Source organism: Enterobacter sp. ECC-219 (assembly GCF_043966805.1).
GTDB classification, from domain to species: Bacteria; Pseudomonadota; Gammaproteobacteria; order Enterobacterales; family Enterobacteriaceae; genus Enterobacter; species Enterobacter cloacae_N.
The window spans coordinates 1,970,696-1,989,805 of record NZ_CP143680.1 but is presented as its reverse complement, the minus strand read 5'-3'; the positions used below and the strand labels follow the sequence as shown (position 1 = coordinate 1,989,805).

Below are 19,110 nucleotides of genomic sequence, written 5' to 3'. Positions count from 1 at the left end.
CAATAACGAGGATAATTGAGGGTAAAAAAAACCTAAAAAAAAGCCACCCCATGATGAGGTGGCTACTGCAGGTATCGTCTTACTTTCTTTTATTATGCGGTTTTGGTGCGGATCAGATAGTCAAACGCGCTCAGGGACGCTTTCGCACCTTCGCCAGTGGCGATGATGATCTGCTTGTACGGCACGGTGGTGCAGTCGCCTGCGGCAAACACGCCCTTCACGCTGGTCTCGCATTTCGCATCGATGATGATCTCGCCCATGCGGTTGCGCTCAATCGCGCCTTCAAGCCAGGTGGTGTTTGGCAGCAGGCCAATTTGTACGAAGATACCCGAAAGCTGAACGCTATGAACGTCGCCGCTTACGCGGTCACGGTATTCCAGCCCGGTCACTTTGCTGCCGTCGCCCTTCACTTCCGTGGTTTGCGCGTTCAGGACGATATCAACGTTTTTCAGGCTGCGAACTTTATCCTGCAGAACCTGGTCGGCCTTCATCTCTGGCGCGAACTCCAGCAGCGTCACGTGCTCAACGATCCCCGCCAGGTCGATAGCCGCTTCCACGCCGGAGTTACCGCCGCCGATTACCGCCACGCGTTTACCTTTGAACAGCGGGCCGTCGCAGTGTGGGCAGTAGGTCACGCCTTTGGTGCGATACTGATCTTCACCCGGCACGTTCATGTTGCGCCATTTCGCACCGGTGGCAACGATCACGCTGCGCGCTTTCAGCACCGCGCCGGACGCGGTTTCAATCTGATGTAATCCACCCTCAACCGCTGCCGGAACCAGCTTGCTGGCGCTCTGGCTGTCGATCACGTCCACGTCGTAGTCGTTGACGTGTGCCTTCAGCGCACCCGCCAGCTTCTGGCCTTCGGTTTTCGGCACGGAAATGTAGTTTTCGATGTCCACGGTATCCAGCACCTGGCCGCCAAAGCGTTCGCCCATCAGGCCGGTACGGATCCCTTTACGCGCAGAGTACACCGCCGCCGCCGCACCCGCCGGGCCGGAGCCGACAATCAGCACGTCGTACGCATCGCGCTGGTTCAGCGCTTCCGCCGCGCGTTTTTCCGCGCCGGTATCCACTTTGGCAACGATTTCGGTCAGGGTCATACGCCCCTGCCCAAATTCCTGACCGTTCAGATACACCGCCGGAACGCCCATTACGTTGCGCTCGGTGATTTCGTTCTGGAACGTACCGCCGTCAATCGCCGTGTGTTTGATGCGAGGGTTCAGAACCGACATCAGGTTCAGCGCCTGCACCACATCCGGGCAGTTGTGGCAGGAGAGCGAGTAATAGGTTTCAAACTCAAAATCACCGTCGATATCGCGGATCTGCTCCAGTAGCGCCTGCGCTTCTTTAGACGGATGACCGCCGGTCCACAGCAGCGCCAGCACCAGCGAGGTAAATTCATGTCCCAGCGGAGAGCCGGCAAAGCGCGGCCCCTGGTCAGAGCCTGGGTTGGCGATCAGGAAAGAAGGCTTACGGACGGCAAGCGTATTATCTTCTTTAAAGGTCACCTTCGGTGACAGTTCAGCGATCTCTGCCAGCAGTTCCTTGATCTCTGCCGATTTCGCGCTGTCGTCCAGCGTGGCAATCAGCTCAACAGGTTTGGTCAGTTTCTCAAGGTAAGCCTTGAGCTGGGTTTTCATCGTAGTGTCGAGCATGGTTCTTCCCTCTCTAAAGACGTCATCATGCAAGCTGCCTTATAGGGGCGGCCTGAATGCAACTTGCATCATGGTGCTGGAATGAAATGGGCGCGGGAGCGCCCATAACTGAAACAATTTCCAAAGTATTTCGCGTCAGAGCAAGGCGGCTAGCCTGAGAATCCCCGGGAGCTTACTGAAGTAAGTGACCGGGGTGAGCAGGCGACGCCAACGCAGCTATGGCGTGAAAGACGACGGAAATTTAGATCTTGCCGACCAGGTCCAGGGATGGAGCCAGGGTCGCTTCGCCTTCTTTCCATTTCGCCGGGCACACTTCACCTGGGTGAGAAGCCACGTACTGAGCCGCTTTCACTTTACGCAGCAGGTCAGAAGCATCACGGCCGATACCTTCAGCGGTAACTTCGATAGCCTGGATAATGCCCTGCGGGTCAACGACGAAGGTTGCACGGTCGGCCAGGCCTTCATCTTCACGCATGTTGTCGAAGTTACGGGTCAGGGCGCCAGTCGGGTCGCCGATCATCGCGTATTTAATTTTCGCGATGGTTTCAGAGCTGCTGTGCCACGCTTTGTGGGTGAAGTGGGTATCGGTAGAGACAGAGTAAACGTCGACGCCCAGCTTCTGCAGTTCTTCGTAGTGGTCTGCCACGTCACCCAGTTCAGTCGGGCAAACAAAGGTGAAGTCAGCAGGATAGAAGAAGAACACGCTCCAGCGGCCTTCGGTATCTTTCTCGGTGACTTCAATGAATTCACCGTTTTTGAACGCCTGGTTTTTGAAAGGTTTAATTTTGGTATTAATCAAAGACATCTGTACTTCCTCCGTGTTTTCGTTGAGATGTAAGGTAACCAACTTTCTTCATCGGGGCTAATGCGTATGCTTTATCAAATCAATCAGCCAAACCTAACAACATCAACAAGACAGTAAGGTGAACCTTTTAAAGGAAACGCCAAAAGTAAAAAGGCCGCCTCGACGGGCGGCCCTGATACCTGAATTCCCCGCAGGTACATTCAGTGCCAGCCGAAGCTGGCGTTGCGTTGCGCTCTACAACCCTTAATATCAAGGCGGTAACAGCGGTTTGATTACACCACCCGTGCAGAGATTGAGCAATCCATAACAGAGGCATTTCTGCCTATGGCTGTGATAGGCAGTATCGAACATCATTTCGGGGCGTTATAAATTTCTTTTTATGATAAAAATACCTCGATATATAAATGACAATTGTCATTTAAGCTCTTCACCTCACTTTCTAAGATAAAATTATCTTAATCATCTTTGAAGCGCTATTTTAATAATCTGACGCCGTGATATATTAAGGTGAGTTTAATTTAAAATTAAGAGAGTTAACCGAAAGGATTGTAAATGGTTAACTTTAAACTATAGTTATCAGTGATGTGATAACCACAGCAAACACGACATCATCAGGACGAAAAATGGCAAACCTCTACGATCTTAAAAAATTCGACCTCAACCTGTTGGTCATTTTTGAGTGCATTTATCAACATCTGAGTATCAGTAAAGCCGCTGAGACACTCTATATTACACCTTCTGCGGTAAGCCAGTCGCTGCAGCGTTTACGCGGACAGCTCAACGATCCGCTGTTTATTCGTTCAGGTAAGGGGATCACGCCGACTACGGTCGGGGTCAATCTGCACCATCATCTTGAGCAAAACCTGAATCAGCTTGAGCAGACCATCAACATCATGCACAGCAGCGGGTTAAAGAAGAACTTTGTCATTTACTGCCCGCAGTTTATGAGTACCAAAACGATGCTTGCCCCTATGAAGCTGCTGATGGATAAGTACAATTACTCCATTGAATTACATGATGTTTTCCTTGCGCCTGACTCTGCTGAAGATCTCTTAGCCTACCGCAAGGCTGACCTGGTATTTTCTTTTGCCACCTCTAACAGCCGTTCTGTCGCCAGCACGCTGTATTACCAGCTTCCCTTTGTCCTTGTTTGTCGTGAGGGCCACCCCCGCCTGAGCGGAAATCCTACCCGTGAAGAGATCCTCAATGAAAGTTTTACCGCCTACCTGAGCGATGAGAACAGCGTCAAAGACTATCATGAAAAAGCCGAAAACATTTTAACCGAAAGGAATGTTGTCTATCGTAGTGATTCCTTTATTTCTCTGTTGTCGATGATCAGTTCATCGGACCTCATCGGATTAGCGCCAACCCCGGCCTTTGAGCAATATGGCCAGGCACTCAACCTGCGCAAAGTAGAAACTGATATTCAATTCCCCAGCATTGATATTTACATGATGTATAATCGTTCCGCACTGAATAGCTCAGCATTCGCGAGTTTCATTGAAGAAATAACACTCCCATGAATAACTATCGTGGTTCTCGCTGAGAATGCTGAGCCACGATATTACTGAAACATACACCCTCGTTATAGAAACAATCGGCATTAACTTTATACATTTATTTATTATTTGACTGATATAATTCTCACCTTAGTATTGACACTTAAGCCCGGCATTAATTACTCAGGATGAGAATGCACATGTCAATTTATAAGTACCCCCTGCACCAGGATGTTCTTAGTGCGACACAGGAACGAATAAAATGGACTCTCGAGAATTTACCCAGAACCTGTGTCTCTTTTTCTGGCGGTAAAGACTCCACCGTCATGCTGCATCTGGTTGCCCTTCGGGCGCGACAGATGAAAACAAAAATAGATGTGCTGTTTATCGACTGGGAAGCGCAATTTTCTTATACCATCGCCCACGTTGAACATATGCGCGAATTGTACAGCGATGTCATTGACCATTTCTGGTGGGTGGCCCTCCCCCTGACAACGCAAAATTCCCTGTCGCAATTTCAGCCAGAGTGGCAATGCTGGGAACCGGGCACCCGTTGGGTTCGCCAGCCTCCTGAAGATGCAGTAACCGATCCCACTTTTTTTCCTTTCTACCAGCCAGGCATGACGTTTGAAGTCTTTGTTCGCAGTTTCTCCGACTGGTATTCACGCAACCGCCCGGCGGCCGTACTGATTGGTATTCGTGCTGATGAATCCTACAACCGTTTTCTGGCTATCGCTTCAGCACGAAAGCAGCGGTTTGCCGACGATAAACCCTGGACGACCGTCGCGCCGGGGGGGCATGCCTGGTATATCTACCCTCTCTACGACTGGAAAACCGCCGATATCTGGACCTGGTTCGCTAAATCGGGGAGTTGCTATAACCCACTCTATGACCTGATGTTTCAGGCCGGTGTGCCGCCACGCTACATGCGCATCTGCGAACCCTTTGGCCCGGAACAGCGTCAGGGGTTATGGCTCTACCACGTTGTAGAACCCGAACGCTGGGCAATGATGTGCGAGCGCGTCAGCGGCGTACGCAGCGGAGGAATTTACGCAGGGCATGACAACCATTTTTACGGTCACCGCAAAATACTCAAACCGGACCATCTCTGCTGGCGCGAATACGCCATGCTGCTTATCAACAGCATGCCGCAAAATACGGCTGAGCATTACCGCAATAAAATCGCCGTTTATCTGCACTGGTATCAGAAGAGAGGCATGGAGGATATCCCCGATACCCAGGAAGGCGATATCGGCGCCAAAGACATTCCCTCGTGGCGCCGTATTTGTAAGGTTTTACTGAATAACGACTACTGGTGCAGAGCACTGTCATTCAGCCCAAATAAACCCAAACATTATCAGCGCTACAGCGACAGGGTGAAGGCTAAACGCAAGGAGTGGGGCATTTTATGCGACAAAGAATAATCAACGATATCGAAACATATCTTCAGTCTCTTCCCGAAGAGGATCGAATAAACGCCATTAATGCCTTTCGCCAGGCACTACACAAAATTAGCCCGTTTTACGATCAGCCTGTCGACTGCGTACTGTGGATCAAACAGGACGCTATTACCGCCAACAATTACAATCCTAATAATGTGGCCCCGCCGGAAAAACGGTTGCTCAGCAAATCCCTGGAACTTGATGGATTCACCCAGCCAATTGTTGTGACCGAAAGCGAACCGCAACATTACGAAATTGTGGATGGATTTCATCGGCATGAAATTGGCAAAAACCGGGCGGCATTGAAGCACCAGCTTAAGGGATACCTCCCCGTCACCTGCCTACGCCAGGACCGACAGGATAAACATAACCGTATGGCCGCAACCATTCGGCACAACCGGGCGCGGGGTCGACACCAGATTAACGCAATGTCGGAGATCGTTCGCGAACTGGTACAGCTTGGCTGGAATGACGAGAGAATAAGCAAGGAGCTGGGAATGGACAGCGATGAAGTCTTGCGCCTTAAGCAAATCAACGGCCTGCTGGAGCTGTTTGCAGACCGCCGTTACTCAGAAGCCTGGACGGTGAAATAATCAGAGCGTGTTCAGACGCTCCGCCGCGGCCAGCAGCGTCGATTCCTGCTTCGCAAAGCAGAGACGGATCAGCTTGTGCGGGAAGGGATCGGCGCAGAACACCGACAGCGGAATGGCGGCCACGCCGACCTCTTTCGTCAGCCACTGGCAGAAACTGACGTCGTCCAAATCGGAAATGGCGCTGTAATCGGCCAGCAGGAAGTAGGTTCCTTCAGACGGCAAAATTTCCAGGCGGCTTTGGCCCAGCGCCGTCACAAACAGATCCCGGCGTGCACGGTAAAAATCCGGCAGGTCGCGATAGTGCTGTGGTTCAGCGCGCAGCATATCCGCCAGCGCCAGCTGAGCCGGAGTATTTACGGCAAACGTCAGGTACTGGTGCACCTTGCGCAGCTCAGCGCTGATGGCGGCGGGCGCCACGCAGTACCCCACCTTCCAGCCGGTCATATGATAAGTTTTACCGAATGACGAGACGGCTACGGCGCGTTCACGAAGCTGCGGATGAGCCAGCACGCTGGCGTGCCCTTCTTTCGCGAAACAGATGTGCTCATACACCTCGTCGCTCAGGACATAGATTTCACGTTCGGCGATGGCCTGCCACAGCGCGGCAAAATCGGCCTTTTGCCACACCGTCGCCGACGGGTTGTGCGGCGTATTCAGAATAACCAGACGGGTTTTGTCACTCAGCAGCGCCGCGAACGCCTGCCAGTCCGGACGGAAATGCGGCGGCTGCAGCGCCACGCGTTTCACCACGCCGCCGGAAAGTTCAACCGCAGGCGCGTAGCTGTCATAGCTCGGGTCAAAGCAGATCACCTCATCGCCCGCGCGCACCAGCGCGGTAATGGCCGCATACAGCGCTTCGGTCGCCCCTGCCGTCACCGTGATCTCGCTGTTCGCATCGGGCTTATGGCCGTACAACTCCGCCGTTTTATCCGCAATGGCCTCCCGCAGCGCCTGCACGCCGGTCATCGGCGCATACTGGTTCGCCCCCTGCGCAATGTGGTACGCCAGGCGCTCCTGCAAATAGCCTGGCCCGTCAAAATCCGGGAACCCTTGCGAAAGGTTAATGGCGTTGTGCTGCTGCGCCAGGGCGCTCATCTGCGTAAAAATGGTGGTACCGAGACCGGGAAGTTTACTCTGCGGGATCAATGCGTTATTGCTCATTTTGTTTTGCCTGCTTGTAATACTTATGTTGCTGCCACTATAACACGATGTTAGTCTTTGGCAATCAAGACGCTTAGACGTCTATACCCTAAATAATTCGAGTTGCAGGAAGGCGGCAAGGGAACGAATCCCCGGGAGCGTACAAAAGTACGTGACTGGGGTGAGTGAGTGCAGCCAACGCACCTGCAACTTGAAGTATGACGGGTATAAACCATATGAATATTCCTGGCCGAGAGGGTAAAAGGAAATGACAGACAACCTGCAACTCACACATCTGGTCGACGCCTGCCGCTGGATTGGCGCTAAAGGCTGGGCTCCCGCCACCGGCGGCAACATGTCGGTGCGCCAGGACGAACGCCTGTGCTGGCTCAGCGAATCCGGTAAAGACAAAGGCAGCCTGACGACGGAAGATTTTTTGCAGGTTGAAATCGCCACCAACCGCGCGCCGTCCGGTCGAAAACCGTCGGCGGAAACCGGACTGCACACCCTCATCTATCGCCTGTTCCCGGCGGCCAACGCCGTCCTGCACGTTCATACCGTTAACGCCACGGTGCTGTCGCGTCTGGTCAAAGATGCCGAGCTCAACATCAGCGGTTTCGAGATGCAAAAATCGCTCTCCGGGCAGACCACGCATCTGGATACAGTCGCCATTCCGGTATTTGATAACGATCAGGACATCGATGCCCTCGCCTCGCGAATCGCCCATTACGCCCAGGAACGCCCGCTTAATTATGGTTTTCTTCTGCGCGGTCATGGCTTAACCTGCTGGGGACGCGACGTGGCCGAAGCCCGGCGTCATCTGGAAGGACTAGAATTCTTATTTGAATGCGAAATGCGTTTACGACAACTGGAGAGAGTATGATTCGCGCGATTGTGACGGATATTGAAGGGACCACCAGCGATATCCGTTTTGTCCATGATGTTTTGTTCCCCTACGCGCGTGAGCGGCTGGCGGCCTTCGTGACCGCGCAGCAGTACGCCGAGCCGGTCAAATCCATTCTGGACAACCTGCGTGATGAAATCGGTAACCCGCACGCCAGCGTCAGCGAGCTTATCGACACCCTTTTTGCCTTTATGGATGAGGACCGCAAATCGACGGCGCTGAAAGCGCTGCAGGGGATCGTCTGGCACGACGGCTACGTGAACGGCGACTTTACCGGCCACCTCTACCCGGACGTGCTGCCTGCGCTGGAAAAGTGGAAGGCGCAAGGGATTGATCTCTATGTTTATTCCTCTGGCTCCGTCGCCGCGCAGAAACTGTTATTTGGCTACAGCGACGAAGGTGATATTACTCATCTGTTCAGCGGCTATTTTGATACCCACATCGGTGCCAAGCGCGAGGTGCAGTCTTATCAAAACATTGCGGCGCAAACGGGCATCGCCCCGTCGCAGATCCTGTTCCTGTCTGATATCCATCAGGAGCTGGACGCGGCTGAACGGGCAGGTTTTCGCACCCTGCAGCTGATTCGCGGCGATGATGACGGCGCAAGCCATCACCATCAGGTCCACCAGTTTGACGAGATTAATCCGGAGCAGATCCCTTCATGAGCGCATTGACCATTTATTCCGATAAAGACGCCAGTCAACACCAGTGGCACAGCACCGACGCCGCCGAGATCGCCCGGCAGCTCAACGCTAAAGGCGTACGTTTTGAACGCTGGGACGCGGATCGTGATTTAGGGCAGGATCCCGCGCCCGAGGCAGTGATCGCCGCGTATCAGCATGCCATCGACAAGCTGGTGGCGGAGAAAGGCTATCAGAGCTGGGACGTAATCAGCCTGCGCGCCGACAATCCGCAGAAAGAGGCGCTGCGCGCGAAGTTCCTGAACGAACACACCCACGGCGAGGACGAAGTGCGCTTCTTCGTGGAAGGCGCGGGGCTGTTCTGCCTGCACATTGGCGATGAGGTGTATCAGGTGCTGTGCGAGAAAAACGACCTGATTTCCGTTCCCGCGGGCACGCCGCACTGGTTTGATATGGGCTCAGAGCCGAACTTTACCGCCATTCGTATTTTCGATAACCCGGAAGGGTGGGTTGCCCAGTTTACGGGTGATGCAATCGCGGATTTATATCCAAAGCTGGCATGATCTTTTCTCCCTCTCCCTGTGGGAGAGGGCCGGGGTGAGGGCATCAGCGCGCACTACGCGTTAAGCCCTTTTGCATATCCCACCAGTTGATCCAGCACAATCCCCCATCCTTCGTGGAAGCCCATCTGTTCATGCTGCTCGCGGATTTCCTTCGTCGGATGGCGCGCAATCGCCGTGTAGCGGGTTTTGCCCTCGCCCACATCCTCAAGCAGCAGGATCGCCGTCATAAACGGCTTCTCGGCCGGCTTCCAGCCTTCGGTATAGCCGTCGGTAAAGACCAGCTTTTTACCCGGGTCGATTTCAAGAAACACGCCCCGGTTATCCATCCGCTGACCGTCTACCTCAAACACGGTGTTGAACCGCCCGCCCACCCGCAGGTCGAGGTCGCATTCGGTCACCTTATGGGGAGCAGGAATGAAGAAGTTTTTGATGTGCTCCGGCGTAGTCCAGCAGAGCCACAGCAGGTCACGCGGTGCGTCCACCACACGCTCCAGTTTTAAGTCAGTTTCAGGATCGAGCGTCACGATATTGTCCTCGTAAGGGAACCCCTTAAAGGATAGCCGGACTCAGGCAAATTTCCCGTTTGCCACCTCTTCCGGTGTGACCACGCCCGTATCCAGCACCCAGCCGCTAATCAGCGAGGCAGGTGTAACGTCAAACGCCGGGTTATAGACCTGCGCGTCTTCCGGCGCCCACTGCACTGCGCCAAAGCTTCCGGCTACGCCCATCACCTCGCTGGCGGCGCGCTGCTCAATCGGGATCGCGTCACCGTTCGGGCAATCCGGGTCGAGGGTCGTTTGCGGGGCAGCAACGTAGAACGGAATGCCGTGGAATTTCGCCAGCACCGCCAGAGAATAGGTGCCGATCTTGTTCGCCACGTCGCCGTTGGCGGCAATGCGGTCTGCGCCCACCCACACAGCGTCTACCTGCCCTTTCGCCATCAGGCTGGCGGCCATGGAGTCGGTAATCAGCTGGTACGGCACACCCAGCTCGCCGAGCTCCCACGCTGTCAATCTACCGCCCTGCAGCAGCGGACGGGTTTCATCGACCCAGACGCTGCTTACGTTACCCTCCTGGTGCGCGCGAGCAATCACGCCCAGCGCGGTGCCGACGCCCGCCGTTGCCAGCCCGCCGGTGTTGCAGTGGGTCAGCAGGCGGCTGCCGGGCTTCACCAGCGCGCTGCCGGCTTTCGCTATCGCGTCGCAAAGCCGTTTGTCTTCGTCAATCAGGCGCAGCGCCTCGGCCACCAGCGCCGGAACATAATCTTCCTGCCACAGCGCAATCTTCATGCGGTCGAGGTTGTTCATCAGGTTCACCGCCGTCGGACGGGATGCGCGCAGGGTTTCCAGCGCCGCCGCCAGCTCGTCGCGGCTTTTACCGTTTTCCGCCAGCAGCGCCAGCAGCAGGCTTGCAGAGAGACCAATCAGCGGCGCGCCGCGCACCCGCAGGGCATGAATGTGCCCAACCAGCGCCTCTACGGTTGAAGCATCCAGCCAGCGTTTCTCCTGCGGAAGCGCCTGCTGGTCGAGAATAAAGAGCTGATTATCCGCCACCCGCAGGCTGGTCGTCTGTAATGTCTGCATGTCGTTAATTCCCTGTTGCGTTGTTGTAGCACATTGTGTCAGGATGAAATCCAGATGTATAGACGTCTACATGTCTTAATTAGGAAATTCGTGAGGAGCAGGCCATGTCGCAATACCGTACCTTTACCGCTCAGGATGCCGTGGAGTATGCCAGGCAGTTTGGCGGACTTGACGATCCTTCATCGCTGGTAGAGGCGCAGGAGGTAGGCGACGGCAACCTCAATCTGGTTTTTAAAATTTTCGACAGCGCGGGCGTGAGCCGCATCATCGTTAAGCAGGCGCTGCCCTACGTGCGCTGCGTTGGTGAGTCCTGGCCGCTGACGCTGGACCGCGCCCGCCTTGAAGCGCAAACCCTGGTCGAGCACTACCGGCACAGCCCGCAGCACACCGTGAAAATCCACCACTTTGACCCGGAACTGGCGGTAATGGTGATGGAAGATCTCTCCAGCCATCGCATCTGGCGCGGCGAGCTGATCAACAACATTTACTACCCGCAGGCGGCGCAGCAGCTGGGCGAATACCTCGCGCACGCGCTGTTCCACACCAGCGATTTCTACCTGCACCCGCACGAGAAAAAAGCGCAGGTGGCGAAATTCATCAACCCGGAGATGTGCGAGATCACCGAAGATCTGTTCTTCAACGATCCGTACCAGCTCCACGAGCGCAACAGCTACCCGGCCGAGCTGGAAAATGACGTCGCCGCACTGCGCGACGACGCCCAACTTAAAGTTGCCGTAGCCTCCCTGAAGCACCGCTTCTTCTCGCATGCCGAAGCCCTGCTGCACGGGGACATCCACAGCGGCTCAATTTTTGTCGCCGACGGCAGCCTGAAGGCCATCGACGCCGAGTTCGGCTATTTCGGGCCGATTGGCTTTGATATCGGCACCGCCATCGGCAACCTGCTGCTGAACTTCTGCGGCCTGCCGGGGCACCTGGGCATTCGCGATGCCGCCGCCGCGCGCGAGCAGCGCCTGACCGATATTCAGGAGCTGTGGAACACCTTCGCGGAGCGCTTCCAGGCACTGGCACACGAGAAAGCCCGCGACGCCGCGCTCGGCGCGCCGGGCTATGCCTCCGCGTTCCTGAAAAAGGTCTGGCATGACGCCATCGGCTTCTGCGGTACCGAATTAATTCGCCGCAGCGTCGGGCTTTCCCACGTGGCGGATATCGACACCATCCAGGATGAAGCCATGCGCCACGAGTGCCTGCGCCACGCGATAACGCTCGGTAAAGCGCTGATTGTCATTGCCGACCGCATCGACAGCGCGGAAGAGCTGGTAGCACGAGTGCGGCAGTACAGCTGATTTTTCCCCTCTCCCCTTTGGGGAGAGGGTCAGGGTGAGGGGCAACAACCGCCCTCACCCCAAATACTCAATCACCGACAGCCCGCCGTTATAATCCGTGCTGTAGATAATTCCCTGCGCGTCCACAAACACGTCACAGGACTGGATCACCTGCGGGCGATTCGGCCGCGTGTCCATCATTCTCTCCGGCGCGGCGGGCACCAGCGCCCCGGTTTCCACCGGTCGATACGGGTTGGAAATGTCATATACGCGCACGCCCGCGTTCTGATACGTCGCAAAAATCAGCGTCGAGCTGACAAAGCTCCCCGGCCGGTTCTCGTGCAGGTTGTGCGGGCCGAAATGCGCCCCTTTCGCCACGTAGTCGGTTTCATCCGGCTGCGGGAAGGTCGAGATGCTTACCGGGTTCGACGGCTCTCGAATATCAAACAGCCAGATGAGCTTCTCGCCGTCCTGCTGGTTATCCAGCACCGCTTCGTCCAGTACTACCAGCAGATCGCGGTCCGGCAGCGGCAGCGCGGTGTGCGTCCCGCCGCCAAACGGCGGGCTCCAGTTACGGTGGCTAATGAGCTTCGGCTGACTGCGGTCTTTCACGTCCAGCAGCGTCAGGCCGCCGTCGCGCCAGCTGCCGTAGGCGGTATCGCCCGCGATAATCGCGTGGTGCAGCGCGTAGCGTTTCCCTTCCGGCCAGTTCGGCTGTTCGCCTGCGGACTGGTTCATCCCCGGTAGCCACCAGCGCCCCGCCACCTCGGGCTTACGCGGGTCCGCCAGGTCGATGGTCAGGAAGATGTAGTCAGTAAAGCCGTCGATCAGCGCCGACACGTAGGCCCAGCGCCCGCCAACGTACCAGATGCGGTGAATGCCGATGCCGCTTAGCGACAGAAAGCCGATTTCACGCGGCCTGTCCGGCGTGGAGATATCGAACACTCGAAGCCCGGCGCTCCAGCCTTTGTCCTGCACGTCGCTGACGGTCTCCCCCACCTGGCGGGTGTAGTAGACCTTCTCGTCGGCAAAGCGGGCATCGGCAAACAGATCCCGGGCGTTGATCACCAGCAGCAGGTCGTCATGCGCCTGCAGGTGCACGTTCCAGGTGCCGGGCGGCGCAGGCACGTAGCCCGCCGCTTTCGGGTTTTTCGGGTCGCGCACGTCAACAATCGAAAAGCCCTGCGACACCATATGGCCGATATAGGCGAAACCGCGATGCACCATCAGCTGCACGCCATCCGGACGACCGCCCTGGTCGCTGTGGCCAATCAGCCGCATATTGCGGCTGTATTCTGGCGTAGGAAGCATGCTCATTTATTTTTCGCTTCCAGCGTCGCAAACCACGGCGCGATAAAATCTTCCGTCTGGCCCCAGCCCGGAATGATTTTCCCCAGAGACGCCACGTTCACCGCCCCTGGCTGGGCGGTCAGCAGCGCCTGCGGAATAGCCGCCGCTTTAAAATCGTAAGTCGCAGGCGTCGCTTCCCCGGCAATCTTATTGGCGATCAGACGCACGTTGGTCGCGCCAATCAGCTTCGGATCCACCGCCACGCTCACCTTCCACGAACTGCCCGGCTCGCGCATCAGCTGCAGATCCTGGTTGGAGATGTCGATGCTGTAGAGCTTGATCTCGGTGCGTCCATTTTCTTTCAGCGCCTTATACGCGCCCTGGCTAAAGGCGTCCCAGGTGCCCCAGATGGCGTCGATTTTGCCCTTCGGGTATTTCGCCAGGATCGCACCCACCTTGTTGGCGGTATCGCCCTGCACATCAGAGGAGACGGCGCCGATGGACTCCAGCTCTTTAATATCCGGGTACTGCTTTTGCAGCGCTTTATAGGCTGCCTGACGGCGCTCCATCGGCGGGAAGCCCGCGACCCACAGCTTGACGATATTCGCCTTGCCGTTGAAATCTTTCGCCAGCTGGCCGAAAGAGAGGTTCGTCAGGGAGGCGTCGTCCTGCTGGGTGACGGTCACGCCCGGGATCTCGCCGTTAACGGCGGTATCAAAGACGGCAACTTTGATACCGGCATCCACCGCTTTCTTCACCAGCGCGGTGGAGTACGGATCGCGCCCCTGAGAGAGAATAATCCCGTCATATTTCTGGCTGATCGCCTGGTTAACGAAGTCCTGGAATTTGGCGTCATCGCCGTTGCTTAAAAAGGTGCTGACCTTAAAGCCGAGCTTTTTCCCTTCCTGAATCGCCCCGGCAACAAACTGCGTGGTGTTGTCATCCGAGCCCAGGTTGCGGATCACCGCAATGCGAATGGGGCCGTCATGGTTGGCAATGGCCGCCGGAAGCGGCGCGGGCGTGGCCGCGAAGCCCGGCAGAGCAGTGAGCAATCCAAGTGCCACCAAAGAGAGTGCAATCTTTTTCATTTTTTATCCCGTTGTGTTGTCAGCGTTTTTGTATGTAGGTAATCGCCAGTGCCACCGCGAGCACCAGCCCTTTTATAATGTCCATGGCATAATACGGCACTGAGAGCATCACCAGCCCGTTCGACAGCACGCCGAGAATGACCGCCCCGACCAGGGTTCCCAGCGCGTTCGGCTTGCCGGAACCTGCCAGCGAGAAGCCAATCCACGCCGCCGCCACCGCATCCATCAGGTATCCGCCGCCCGCATTCACCTGCGACGATCCAATGCGGGAGGCCAGCAGAATACCGCCCAGCCCCGCCAGCAGCGAGGCAATCACGTAGGCCGCCACCTTGTAGCGCGTGGTGCGAATGCCGGAGAGACGCGCCGCCTCCGGGTTGCCGCCAATGGCGTACATCCGGCGTCCGTGAGTGGTCAACGAGAGGCCAAGCTGCGCCAGCACGGTCACCACCAGCATGACGATCACAATGGTCGGCACCTGCCCCAGTAGGCTAAACGCCGCCGGAATGGTCCCTTCCGCCATGTCGCCGCTCGGCAGCACCATGTTCTCGGTAATCGACCCGCCGTAGCTGTAGGTCATCGCCACGCCCTGAATGACGAACAGGCTGGCAAGCGTGGCAAGCATGTCCGGAATACGCAGGATGACGATCAGAAAGGCGTTAAACAGCCCCACCAGCGTGCAGAGCGCGAGGGTGATCAGAATCGACTCGGTGGTACCTAAGCCGTGCCAGACGAAAAGGGAAATCACCAGCGCGTTCGCCAGCGACGCGGTGGAGCCCACGGAGAGATCGAACCCGCCAACGGTCAACGAAATTGACACGCCAACGGCAATCACCGTCACGATGGCAATCGAGCGCAGAATGTTGATGATGTTGTTCGGATCGAGGAAGCTGTCCGACGCCAGGCCAAAGACGGCCACCAGCGCGACGACGGTCAACAGCATGCCCCACCTGTAGAGAAAATCAAAAAGTTGCTGACGGCCAGACGCTGCCGCCGTTACTGAAAGGGCCTTGCTCACGACGCCGTTCCTCCGGTTGAATAATAAAGTAGTGTCTCTTCGCGGGCCTCCGCCCCGGCGATTTCCGCCACGATACGCCCGTCCCACAGCACGCAGATGCGGTCGCACAATCCCACCAGTTCAGCAAATTCGCCCGAGGCGTAAATCACCCCTTTGCCCTCGCGCGCCAGGCCGTCAATCAGCTGGAACAGGTCGGTTTTGGCCTTCACGTCCACGCCCTTGGTCGGCTCGTCGAATATCAGCACGCTGGCGTCATTGCGCAGCCATTTACCGATGGCGACCTTCTGCTGGTTGCCACCGGACAGACGTCGCAGCACCTGCCCCGGCCCACGGGCGCGCACGCCGACGCGGGCAATCACCTCTTCCGCCCAGCGCCACGCCTGACGATGGCCGAACAGGCTCCAGCGCGAAAAGCTGTTATCGGCGCACACGGCAAGGTTCATGCTCACCGGCTCGTCGATAAAAATGCCCTCTTTGCGCCGCTCCTCCGGCACCAGCGCCAGCCCGCGCAGCACCGAATCCGCCGGGTCCCGCGGGGTCCAGGCCTGATGATTCAGCTCACCGCGCGCCACGCGGCTTTTGGTGGCGCCAAACAGCGCCTTGCAAAGTTCGGTTTTCCCCGCCCCCGCCAGCCCGGCAATCCCGAGGATTTCGCCTTTGCGCAGGTGCAGGGAGATATCTTTCAGCAGCGCGTCGTCGTGCAGCCCCTCAACGCGCAGCAGCGTCTCTTCGCCGTGCGGGGGCCGCGCGGGCGGATAGATATCGCTCAGCACGTGGCCGAGCATCTTCTCGACGATCGCTTCGCCGCTGAGCTCCGCCATCGGGCCGGATTCGATCAGCCTGCCGTCGCGCAGCACCGTTAAGGTGTCGCAGATGGCCTTCAGCTCGTGAATGCGGTGGGAGATAAACACCACGCCGATGCCCTGCTGCTTTAAACGTCTCACCACCGCAAACAGGCGCTCGCTCTCGTGCGCATCCAGCGGCGCGGTGGGTTCATCAAGAATCAAAAAACGGCAGTGATGAGACAAGGCGCGCGCCAGCAAAATCTGCTGCTTTTCGGCCAGCGAACAGCTGTCGATGGAACGGTGCACGTCCAGCGTAACGTCAAGCTGCGCCAGCGCCTGCCTCGCCTGCTGGCGGACGCCGCGCCAGTTGAAGCGATGCCCCGGCAGCGCCAGCTGGTCGAGCATAATGTTTTCAGCGATGCTTAACCCCGGGATCAGCGCCACATCCACCTCCTGCTGTACGAGGTGGATCCCCAGCCGTTTGGCATCAAGCGGTTCACGGATGCTCACCGGCTGATTGTTGATGCTGATCTCGCCCTCATAGTGGTCGTGCGTGCCGCACAGCACCGCCATCAGGGTCGATTTCCCCGCGCCGTTGGCACCGGTCAGCGCATGTACCGACCCGCCGCTCAGCGTAAAGTCGACGCGCGACAGAGCCTCAAAGCCGGAAAAGGCCAGGCTGATACCGCGCATTTCAAGGCGACTGGAAACCATCCGCGTAAATCCTTCATTACTCTTCTGATTTATCGAATTTTTCACAGCTCCGGTTGACTGACAACGACGGAAAAGGCATAACTTAAAGCGAAATATTATTAGCCATCCGGATGTCCAGACATAACATCGGGTTAGCGCTTGCTAAAAAGGACAACACCATGAGCAACACCGACATCCGCGTCGTGCCCGGCCCGGCGAACTACTTCTCTCACCCCGGAAGCCTTGCGCAGCTGGATAACTTCTTTACCCCGGAACAGCTTTCCCGCGCGGTATGGATCTACGGCGAGCGCGCTATCGAAGGTGCGCGCCCTTTCCTGCCGGAGAGCTTTAACGCGCCGGGGGCGAAACACCTGCTGTTTAAAGGCCACTGCAGCGAGCGCGACGTCACCCATCTGGTGAACGAATCCGGCAGCGGCGCCAGCGTGGTGATTGGCGTCGGCGGCGGCGCGGTACTGGATACCGTCAAGGCCGTGGCGCGCCGCTTAGGGGTGCCGTTCGTGGGCATCCCTACCATTGCCGCCACCTGCGCGGCCTGGACCCCGCTCTCCGTCTGGTACAACGATGCCGGTCAGGCGCTGCATTTTGAGATCTTCGACGACGCCAACTTCCTGGTGTTGGTGGAGCCGCAGATCGTCCTTAACGCCCCGGCGGAATATCTGCTGGCAGGCGTCGGCGATACGCTGGCGAAGTGGTATGAGGCGGTAGTGCTTGCCCCGCAGCCTGAAAATCTGCCGCTAACCGTGCGGCTGGGCATCAACGGCGCGCTGGCGATCCGCGACGTGCTGCTGGAACACAGTGAGCAAGCGCTGGCCGACCAGCAGCGCGGCGAACAGACGCAGGCGTTCCGGGACGTGGTGGATGCGATTATCGCCGGTGGCGGGATGGTCGGCGGACTGGGCGAACGCTATACGCGCGTGGCGGCAGCGCATGCGGTACACAACGGCTTAACCGTGCTGCCGCAGACGGAAAAATACCTGCACGGCACCAAGGTGGCCTACGGTATTCTGGTGCAGAGCGCCCTGCTCGGCCAGGACGACGTGCTGGCGCAGCTGGTGACGGCGTACAAGCGCTTTAACCTGCCGACCACGCTTCGCGAGCTGGACGTCGACATCAATAACCGGGAAGCGCTGGATAAGGTCATTGCCCACACCCTGCGCCCGGTGGAGTCGATTCACTATCTGCCGGTTGCGTTAACGCCTGACGTTCTGCGCGCCGCGTTTGAGAAAGTGGAATCCTTCAGCCGTTAATCTCGCCGACAGGCTATACCTAATGATGATTCTTACCACTCTCGTAACGAGGTCATCATGCAGATCGATTTAACAGGCAAAAAGGCGCTGGTTACCGGCGCCAGCCGCGGGCTGGGCCGGGCAATTGCACTTTCACTGGCGCGCGCCGGTGCGGATGTGATTATTACGTATGAAAAATCGGCCGATAAAGCCCAGGCGGTCGCCGATGAGATTAAGGCGCTGGGACGGCACAGCGAAGCCGTGCAGGCGGACAGCGCCAGCGCGCAGGCGATTCAGGATGCCGTCACCCATGCGGCGCGTTCCCTTGGCGGGCTGGATATTCTGGTCAACAACGCCGGGATCGCGCGCGGCGGCCCGCTGGAGTCCATGACGCTGGCGGACATTGACGCCCTTATCAACGTCAACATCCGCGGCGTGGTGATTGCCATTCAGGAAGCGCTGGTGCACATGTCCGACGGCGGGCGCATCATCAACATCGGCAGCTGTCTGGCAAACCGCGTGGCGCAGCCGGGCATTGCCGTTTACTCGATGACCAAATCTGCCCTTAACTCCCTCACCCGCGGACTGGCCCGTGATTTAGGACCGCGCGGCATTACCGTTAACCTGGTGCACCCCGGCCCGACCAACAGCGATATGAACCCGGAAGACGGGGAACAGGCTGACGCTCAGCGTCAGCTTATTGCGTTGGGTCACTACGGTCAGCCGGAAGACGTCGCGGCGGCGGTCACCTTCCTTGCCAGCCCGGCTGCTGGTCAGATCTCCGGTACCGGTCTGGACGTAGACGGCGGTTTGAACGCCTGATCGCATATTTTCTGCAAGCCTCTGTCGCCCGGCAGAGGCCTTCCCGAGCAGCCTTGAAG

General features: G+C 57.4%; 18 protein-coding genes. 9 read left to right on the top strand and 9 right to left on the bottom strand.

Features of this window, described 5'->3' with window-relative positions; all coding sequences use genetic code 11:
• Positions 1–92: 92 nt before the first annotated feature.
• Both ahpF and ahpC read right to left on the bottom strand, forming a co-directional pair.
• Positions 93–1,658 (bottom strand): alkyl hydroperoxide reductase subunit F, encoded by a 1,566-nt coding sequence (gene ahpF / locus V1603_RS09310; RefSeq protein WP_302218893.1) that lies wholly within the window; start codon positions 1,656–1,658, stop codon positions 93–95.
• Between the two features lie 241 nt (positions 1,659–1,899).
• Positions 1,900–2,463, bottom strand: a complete 564-nt coding sequence (gene ahpC / locus V1603_RS09305) for an alkyl hydroperoxide reductase subunit C (protein ID WP_014882974.1) — start codon at positions 2,461–2,463, stop codon at positions 1,900–1,902.
• A gap of 623 nt (positions 2,464–3,086) precedes the next feature.
• Here ahpC and V1603_RS09300 point away from each other — a divergent pair.
• The 3 genes from V1603_RS09300 to V1603_RS09290 all read left to right on the top strand — a co-directional run bounded on the left by V1603_RS09300 (position 3,087) and on the right by V1603_RS09290 (position 5,997).
• Entirely contained in the window at positions 3,087–3,986 is a 900-nt protein-coding gene (locus V1603_RS09300) for a LysR family transcriptional regulator (protein ID WP_163330480.1), read from the top strand.
• A gap of 176 nt (positions 3,987–4,162) precedes the next feature.
• Entirely contained in the window at positions 4,163–5,386 is a 1,224-nt protein-coding gene (locus V1603_RS09295) for a phosphoadenosine phosphosulfate reductase (protein WP_395313831.1), read from the top strand.
• Positions 5,371–5,997: an IbrB-like domain-containing protein gene (locus tag V1603_RS09290; RefSeq protein ID WP_395313830.1), complete on the top strand. Its 627-nt coding sequence runs from the start codon at positions 5,371–5,373 to the stop codon at positions 5,995–5,997. Before V1603_RS09295 ends, V1603_RS09290 begins: the two co-directional genes overlap by 16 nt.
• Here V1603_RS09290 and V1603_RS09285 read toward each other — a convergent pair whose 3' ends face one another.
• On the bottom strand, positions 5,998–7,158 hold the full coding sequence (locus tag V1603_RS09285; RefSeq protein ID WP_395313829.1) for a pyridoxal phosphate-dependent aminotransferase: 1,161 nt from the start codon (positions 7,156–7,158) through the stop codon (positions 5,998–6,000).
• Between the two features lie 247 nt (positions 7,159–7,405).
• On the opposite strand from V1603_RS09285, the gene V1603_RS09280 reads away from it, so the two are divergent.
• Genes V1603_RS09280 through V1603_RS09270 form a run of 3 tightly spaced genes read left to right on the top strand, consistent with a single transcriptional unit; the run spans position 7,406 to position 9,245 of the window.
• A complete protein-coding gene (locus V1603_RS09280) occupies positions 7,406–8,020 on the top strand; it encodes a methylthioribulose 1-phosphate dehydratase (protein ID WP_116341231.1) in 615 nt (204 codons plus the stop codon).
• The gene (mtnC, locus tag V1603_RS09275; RefSeq protein WP_116341233.1) at positions 8,017–8,706 is read left to right on the top strand and encodes an acireductone synthase; all 690 of its coding nucleotides are present in this window, start codon (positions 8,017–8,019) and stop codon (positions 8,704–8,706) included. The genes V1603_RS09280 and mtnC overlap by 4 nt, the downstream gene beginning before the upstream one ends.
• Entirely contained in the window at positions 8,703–9,245 is a 543-nt protein-coding gene (locus V1603_RS09270; RefSeq protein WP_395313828.1) for a 1,2-dihydroxy-3-keto-5-methylthiopentene dioxygenase, read from the top strand. The genes mtnC and V1603_RS09270 overlap by 4 nt, the downstream gene beginning before the upstream one ends.
• A 53-nt stretch (positions 9,246–9,298) precedes the next feature.
• On the opposite strand, the gene V1603_RS09265 is transcribed toward V1603_RS09270, so the two are convergent.
• Both V1603_RS09265 and mtnA read right to left on the bottom strand, forming a co-directional pair.
• A complete protein-coding gene (locus tag V1603_RS09265; protein WP_348940306.1) occupies positions 9,299–9,769 on the bottom strand; it encodes an SRPBCC family protein in 471 nt (156 codons plus the stop codon).
• A 42-nt stretch (positions 9,770–9,811) separates the two neighbouring features.
• Positions 9,812–10,828: an S-methyl-5-thioribose-1-phosphate isomerase gene (mtnA, locus tag V1603_RS09260; protein WP_395313827.1), complete on the bottom strand. Its 1,017-nt coding sequence runs from the start codon at positions 10,826–10,828 to the stop codon at positions 9,812–9,814.
• Positions 10,829–10,932: 104 nt separating this feature from the next.
• Between mtnA and mtnK the strand changes: the two genes are divergently transcribed.
• Positions 10,933–12,132, top strand: coding sequence for an S-methyl-5-thioribose kinase (gene mtnK / locus V1603_RS09255; protein WP_395313826.1), 1,200 nt, complete (start codon positions 10,933–10,935; stop codon positions 12,130–12,132).
• 54 nt (positions 12,133–12,186) lie between these two features.
• On the opposite strand, the gene V1603_RS09250 is transcribed toward mtnK, so the two are convergent.
• From V1603_RS09250 to V1603_RS09235, 4 genes are read right to left on the bottom strand one after another with little or no spacing between them, the layout of a single operon-like run.
• Positions 12,187–13,428, bottom strand: coding sequence for an LVIVD repeat-containing protein (locus V1603_RS09250; protein ID WP_395313825.1), 1,242 nt, complete (start codon positions 13,426–13,428; stop codon positions 12,187–12,189).
• A complete protein-coding gene (locus V1603_RS09245; RefSeq protein ID WP_302218889.1) occupies positions 13,425–14,489 on the bottom strand; it encodes a sugar ABC transporter substrate-binding protein in 1,065 nt (354 codons plus the stop codon). Before V1603_RS09245 ends, V1603_RS09250 begins: the two co-directional genes overlap by 4 nt.
• 19 nt (positions 14,490–14,508) lie before the next feature.
• A complete protein-coding gene (locus tag V1603_RS09240) occupies positions 14,509–15,504 on the bottom strand; it encodes an ABC transporter permease (protein ID WP_116341245.1) in 996 nt (331 codons plus the stop codon).
• Positions 15,501–17,003, bottom strand: coding sequence for a sugar ABC transporter ATP-binding protein (locus V1603_RS09235; protein WP_395313824.1), 1,503 nt, complete (start codon positions 17,001–17,003; stop codon positions 15,501–15,503). Before V1603_RS09235 ends, V1603_RS09240 begins: the two co-directional genes overlap by 4 nt.
• 158 nt (positions 17,004–17,161) lie before the next feature.
• On the opposite strand from V1603_RS09235, the gene V1603_RS09230 reads away from it, so the two are divergent.
• Complete coding sequence (locus V1603_RS09230) at positions 17,162–18,250, top strand: oxidoreductase (protein ID WP_395313823.1); 1,089 nt, start codon at positions 17,162–17,164, stop codon at positions 18,248–18,250.
• Positions 18,251–18,307: 57 nt separating this feature from the next.
• Positions 18,308–19,051, top strand: coding sequence for an SDR family NAD(P)-dependent oxidoreductase (locus V1603_RS09225; RefSeq protein ID WP_116341252.1), 744 nt, complete (start codon positions 18,308–18,310; stop codon positions 19,049–19,051).
• The last annotated feature ends 59 nt before the right edge of the window (positions 19,052–19,110 follow it).